At 71.2% G+C, this 5,635-nt stretch carries 5 protein-coding genes and 1 pseudogene; 3 read left to right on the forward strand and 3 right to left on the reverse strand.

Features of this window, described 5'->3' with window-relative positions; all coding sequences use genetic code 11:
• A pseudogene (locus VIM26_RS09095) lies at positions 1 to 397 on the forward strand (HNH endonuclease signature motif containing protein); the annotation flags it as partial.
• A gap of 387 nt (positions 398 to 784) precedes the next feature.
• Here the strand turns inward: VIM26_RS09095 and VIM26_RS09100 are convergent.
• Positions 785 to 1,042: a hypothetical protein gene (locus VIM26_RS09100; RefSeq protein ID WP_331950338.1), complete on the reverse strand. Its 258-nt coding sequence runs from the start codon at positions 1,040 to 1,042 to the stop codon at positions 785 to 787.
• On the opposite strand from VIM26_RS09100, the gene VIM26_RS27030 reads away from it, so the two are divergent.
• Positions 1,034 to 1,153: a hypothetical protein gene (locus tag VIM26_RS27030; protein ID WP_414696464.1), complete on the forward strand. Its 120-nt coding sequence runs from the start codon at positions 1,034 to 1,036 to the stop codon at positions 1,151 to 1,153. The two genes, VIM26_RS09100 and VIM26_RS27030, sit on opposite strands and share 9 nt — an antisense overlap.
• A gap of 73 nt (positions 1,154 to 1,226) precedes the next feature.
• Here the strand turns inward: VIM26_RS27030 and VIM26_RS09105 are convergent, their stop codons facing one another.
• Positions 1,227 to 2,924, reverse strand: coding sequence for a GNAT family N-acetyltransferase (locus tag VIM26_RS09105; RefSeq protein ID WP_331950340.1), 1,698 nt, complete (start codon positions 2,922 to 2,924; stop codon positions 1,227 to 1,229).
• Positions 2,917 to 5,268 (reverse strand): NAD-dependent DNA ligase LigA, encoded by a 2,352-nt coding sequence (ligA, locus tag VIM26_RS09110; protein WP_414696463.1) that lies wholly within the window; start codon positions 5,266 to 5,268, stop codon positions 2,917 to 2,919. The genes VIM26_RS09105 and ligA overlap by 8 nt, the downstream gene beginning before the upstream one ends.
• Here ligA and VIM26_RS09115 point away from each other — a divergent pair.
• The coding region (locus VIM26_RS09115) for a hypothetical protein (protein ID WP_331950344.1) at positions 5,267 to 5,635 on the forward strand (369 nt) is incomplete at its 3' end. The genes ligA and VIM26_RS09115 overlap by 2 nt on opposite strands.

Below are 5,635 nucleotides of genomic sequence, written 5' to 3' on the forward strand. Positions count from 1 at the left end.
CGGGATCGGGCCCCGCGGGTACCGGCCCGCGGCGTTCCTCGCCGACACCGTGATCGCCCGGGACGTGACCTGCACGTTCCCGGGGTGCCGCATGCCCGCCTGGCGATGCGAGCTGGACCACCGCGTCGCGTTCCACGACGACCACGGCAAGGAACGCCCCGGCGACGAGCAGACCACGTGCGAAAACGTTCATAGTCTCTGCAAGCACCACCATGTGATGAAGACGGACGGCGACTGGGACGTCGTACGCGACGCGGCGACCGGGACCACGACCTGGACCGCGCCCACCGGGCACCGCTACGAACGACCCTCCTACCCCGCCGACCCGACCGTCGAACCCCGCCCCCGAATCGAGGCCCTGCCCAAGGTCGAACTCCCGGACGAACCACCGTTCTGAGTCGAGGCGAGCGGTGTCGTGACTCGGGGGCCGGCCTCGAGCAGCTTCGAGACGAGTTCGATCTGGATCACAGGTTCATTTGGCTCGCGCCGGGATTGAGTTCCTTTGGCGTGCGCCGGGATGAGTTCATTTGGCGTGCGTGCTTCGCTGCGTCCCATGCTGGCTCGTACACCGGCGTGACCTGGTGCGAAGTCTGCGTTGGGATGAGTCATCGGCTTGTCTCGCGCTGGGATGAGCTCACTTGGCTCGCGGTGGAGTGAGCGCGATGGGCGCGGGCGAAGGCGAGGTCCCGGTCCGGAGGTCGGGGATCCGGGGGTCGGGGGTCCGGGGTCGGGGTCCAGGTTCCGATCGGCCCCTCGCCGCCGATGCCGTGCCGGCCGAGAAGACTCAGGCGATACTCGAACGATGGAAGCAACGGCTTGGCTCCTGCTCGCGATCGGCATGGCGGTTGCCTTGCTGGTCGTGGACAGGGTCGTCGCACACCGGGGTGCCGTCGGGGGCCGGCCGAAGCAGCGGCGATGGGCGGAATGGGAGCGTCGCCGAGCCGAAGGTTCCGGATTCATCGGAGACCTGATCGAGGTCTTTCAGCCGAGTCACCACCATCTCGTCGCGGAGCAGGAGCGCCGACGCGGCGAGATCCGCCAAACCGGCTCCGCGGCACCGGGACTCGACATCGATCTCGAGGCAGGAGTTGCGACCATTCCGAGGGGTCGCGGATCTGACCTCGACATGCCAGACCCTGATCGAACGCCGTAGCGACCCGCAAGCCAGCCATCAGAACGTTCATGGCTCCAGCACTCCTCGCCGCCGTGGGACTCACCTGGGATGCTCAGCGCTGGCGGTAGTGATACCGCTCGGCCGGCCCGAACCCGAGCTGCCCATAGAGCGCGATCGCCGCTTCGTTCGAGTCCACGACCTGCAAGAACGCGCGCTGCGCGCCACGCGCCGCGGCCAGCCGCAACGCGCCGAGCGTGAGTGCGCGCCCCACGCCGCGGCGTCGTGCGTCGGGCCGCACCACCAGGCACGACAGACCGACCCACTCCTGCTCGAGCGCCGCGCGGATCACGCCCACGGTCGCTCCCGTGCCCGCGTCCTGCGCGCGGACGTAGATGGCACGTCCACCGGACAGAACGCTCGCGGCCAGCGAATGGTCGACAGGTTCTTGCGCCTTCGTGGCCAGCCACGCGGCGAGCCACGCCTCGTCCGGCTCGTCGGTCACGACGTACGCGAAGCCGTCAGGCGAAGCATCCGACGACTTGCCGATTTCCACCTCAGCATCAAGGTTCAGCGCACCGTCCGAGGCGTCCGAGGCGTCCGAACCGTCCGCAAAGTCCGAGCCGCTCGCGTCGTCGGAGTCGTCCGATTCGCCGGAGCCGTCTGAGCCATCCGCATCGTCCGAGCGGTCCAAGCCCTCCGCATCGTCCGAGCGGTCCAGGCCGTTCGCGTCGTTCGCGTCGTCCGCATCGTCCGCATCGTCCGCGTCGCGCACAAAGTCCATCACGTCCACGGCCGGCAGCCCGTCCAGCGTCTCGCGCACCATCACGACCGTGTGCGAGACGTCGCTGTAGCCGCGCGCGTCCAGCAGGTCGTCGAGGTCGTCGGGCCGGGACTGCCCGCACACCCGGAAGATCGCGGGCTGCCCGACCGCGGCGTAGATCCGCTCGACCTCGTCGATGCTCTCCGTGACGTCGTCGGGCTCGGCGAGCGCCAGGACGCTGTTCGCGCGGCGGGTGAAACCACCGGAGAGCCCGACGCGCCAACCGCCGACGTGGCGCACCTCGCGCGGGTGCCATACCGCGCTCTCCACGCGGGCACCGGGGCCGCGCGGGACGTCCCAGGTGTAGACGCGTAGCGCGAGGCTGCCGTAGTGCCAGTCCCGTTCGGGCCTCGAGACGAACCCGAGGCGGGCATACAGCCGGTGCGCGGTGGTCATCGCGTCCGTGGTCGACAGGACGACCCGCTCGGCGCCGAGGCCGGCCGCGTCAAGCATCGCCGCCCGGGTGAGCGCCTCGGCGATGCCGCGCCGACGAGCTCGAGGCGCGACAGCCAGCATCCGGACCTCGACCTCGCCCGGGCCCGCGATGTCCGCGTACGGGCTTCCCGCCGGGGCGACGGTGACCGTTCCGACGAGAGCCATTCGTGTCGACGGGCTGGCAGCTCCACCATCGGGCACGCCCGCTCCACCGTCAGGCGCGCCAGCTCCGCCGTCAGGCGCGCCCGCTCCGCCGTCAGGCGCGCCCGCTCCGCCGTCGGGCACGCCCGCTCCGCCCTCGGGCACGCCCGTGCCGCCGCGCACGCCCGCACCGCTGTCGATGCCGTCGCGCCCGTCCTCGACCGGTCCGTCGGCGGGCACCAGCGCGACCAGCAGCCGAGCTTCGCGGGCCCGACGGGCCGCGTCGCGCAGCTCGCTGAGGTAGGCGTCGCCGTCGTCGAGCAGCCCGTCCGCGCGGAACGCTTCGGCCGTGAGCGCGCCCGCCGCGGTGAGATCGTCATCCGCCGTCGCGAGCCGGATCACCCGCTCAGACAACCGTGGCCTCCGGTCCCTCGGCGAGCAGTTCCTCGGCCCCCTCTGCGACCTGCTCCTCCGGCCCCTCGGCGGCCAGCACCTCGGGCCCCTCGGCGAGCAGCTTCGTGAAGCCGGCCTCGTCGAGGATTCTCAGCCCGAGCTCGCGCGCCTTCGCCTCCTTGGTCCCGGCGTTCTCCCCGACGACGACGAAGTCGGTGTGCTTCGAGACGCTCCCGGCCGCCTTCCCGCCGCGCGCGATGATGGCCTCCTTCGCGCCGTCCCGGGAGTACCCGTCGAGCGATCCGGTCACCACCACGGTCACGCCCTCGAGCGTCCGCGGGACGGACTCGTCGCGGACGTCGGCCATCCGCACGCCGGCCGCCGCCCACTTGCGGACGATCTCGGCGTGCCATTTCGCGTCCTCGCCTGGCTGCTCGAACCAGTCCCGCACCGCGGTCGCGATCGTCGGTCCGACGCCGTCCACGGCCGCGAGCGCCGAGGCGTCCTCGCCCCGTGCGAGCTTCTCGATCGCGTCGAGTGACCCGAACTCGGTCGCGAGGGCGCGCGCCGCCGTCGGGCCCACATGCCGGATCGACAGCGCGACGATCACCCGCCACAGCGCGGTCTCCTTGGCAGCATTCTGGAGGTTCGTGAGCAGGTTCTCCCCCACGGTGTTCAGGTCGCCCGCCTCGCGGACCCGGCCTTTGATCTTGGACCCGATCGAGAGCACGAAGAGCGGCACCTTCCGTAGCGCCTCGGCGTCCAGCTTGAACAGGTCCCCCTCGTCGGTGACCACCCCCGCCTCGAGCAGCGCATTGGCGCCTTCCCAGCCGAGCGCCTCGATGTCGAACGCTCCGCGCGAGGCGACGTGGAACAGCCGCTCACGCAGCTGGGCCGGGCAGGACCGGGAGTTGGGGCACCGGATGTCGATGTCCCCCTCCTTGGCCGGGGCCAGCGCCGTCCCGCAGGCCGGGCACACGTCCGGCATCACGAACGCGACCTCGCTGCCGTCGCGCAGCTCGACGACGGGTCCCACGATCTCCGGGATGACGTCGCCGGCCTTGCGCAGCACGACCGTGTCCCCGATCAGCACTCCCTTGCGCTTGACCTCGCTCGCGTTGTGCAGCGTGGCCATCTCGACCGTTGACCCCGCGACGAGCATCGGCTCCATCACGCCGAACGGCGTCACCCGACCGGTGCGCCCGACGTTGACGCGGATGTCGAGGAGCTTGGCGTTGACCTCCTCGGGCGGGTACTTGTACGCGATCGCCCACCGCGGGGCCCGGCTCGTCGCGCCGAGCCGGCGCTGGAACACGATCTGGTCGACCTTGACCACGATGCCGTCGATCTCGTGCTCGACGTCGTGCCGGTGCTCGCGATAGTGCTCGATCAGCTCCTCGACGCCGGCCAGGTCGGACACGACCCGGCTGCGCGTCGAGACCGGGACCCCCCAGCCTCCGAGCAGGTCGTACCCGGCGCTCTGCCGCTCGATCGCGTTCGGGTGCCCCGCCCAGCGCAACGCCCCGATGCCGTGCGCGAGCATCGCCAGCGGTCGACCGGCCGTGACCCGCGGGTCCTTCTGACGCAGCGAGCCCGCGGCCGCGTTGCGCGGGTTCGCGAACGGCGCCTTGCCCGCCTCGACCTGGGACACGTTGAGCGCCTCGAAGCCCGCCACGGGCAGGAAGATCTCGCCGCGCACCTCGATCAGCTGGGGGTGGTCGCTGCCCGCGAGGACGTGCGGCACGCCCTGGATCGTGCGGACGTTGTTCGTCACGTCCTCACCGGTGCGCCCGTCGCCGCGGGTCACGGCACGCGTCATCCGGCCGTTCTCGTAGGTCACCGCGATCGCGAGCCCGTCGATCTTCAGCTCGCACAGGTACTCCAGCCCGGCCGCGGAGCCGTCGAGGTCCCGGTGGACCCGCTCCGCCCACGCAGCGAGGTCCTCCCGGGAGAACGCGTTGTCCAGCGACAGCATCCGCTCGACGTGGTCGACCGCGGTGAACTCGGTCGAGAACGTGCCACCCACCAGTTGGGTGGGCGACTCCGGGGTCCGCAGCCCGAGCTCGGGATACCCGTCCTCGAGCGCGCCGAGGCGCCGCAGCAGCACGTCGTACTCCCCGTCGCTGACGGTCGGGGCGTCGCGCACGTAGTACGCGAACTGATGGTCGCGGATCTGCTCGGCGAGCTCGGCCCATCGGTGCCGCGCTGCGGCCTCGTCGAGATCGGCGTCGGGGTCCCTCTGCTGGTCGTTCACGAGGCCATCATCGCGCGCGCCACCCACAGGCTGCACGCGTGCCACCCCCAGGTCACGGGCTGTGCAGAACCTGCGCAGCGGTCCAGCGGCCTGCCTAGCGTCGGCGAACATGAACCTGAACCCGCGTCACCACGTCCTCGCGCCCACCGCACCGTTCGCCCAGCCATCGCGTCCCCCCGCACCGTTCGGTCCGGTGGTGACTCGCGCCCGGGTGCGCTGGTGGACGCCGAGCAGGATGGCCGCCATCCTCTTCACCGCCGTGAGCGGTCTGGTCCTCTACGGCACGAACGGAGCTCTCACGATCGCCCTTCGACTTCTCGTGGAGTGCGAAAACTACCCCAGCGCCAACGTGTGCCTGCTTGGGATCGCGCAGTGGCGATTCAACGAGCTGGCGTCCCGGTACCCAGCCATCGCGCTCACTGCGTTCGCCGCGGTCATAGTCCCGGCCTGCCTGGTGGAAAGACACCCGCGGCTCGCC

It is taken from the genome of Pengzhenrongella sp. (genome assembly GCF_036565025.1).
GTDB lineage: Bacteria > Actinomycetota > Actinomycetes > Actinomycetales > Cellulomonadaceae > Pengzhenrongella.

Bases quoted from the DNA above. Each gene is read 5' to 3' on its own strand.
- ligA (WP_414696463.1), bottom strand. From the start codon at position 5,268: ATGTTCGCCGACGCTAGGCAGGCCGCTGGACCGCTGCGCAGGTTCTGC.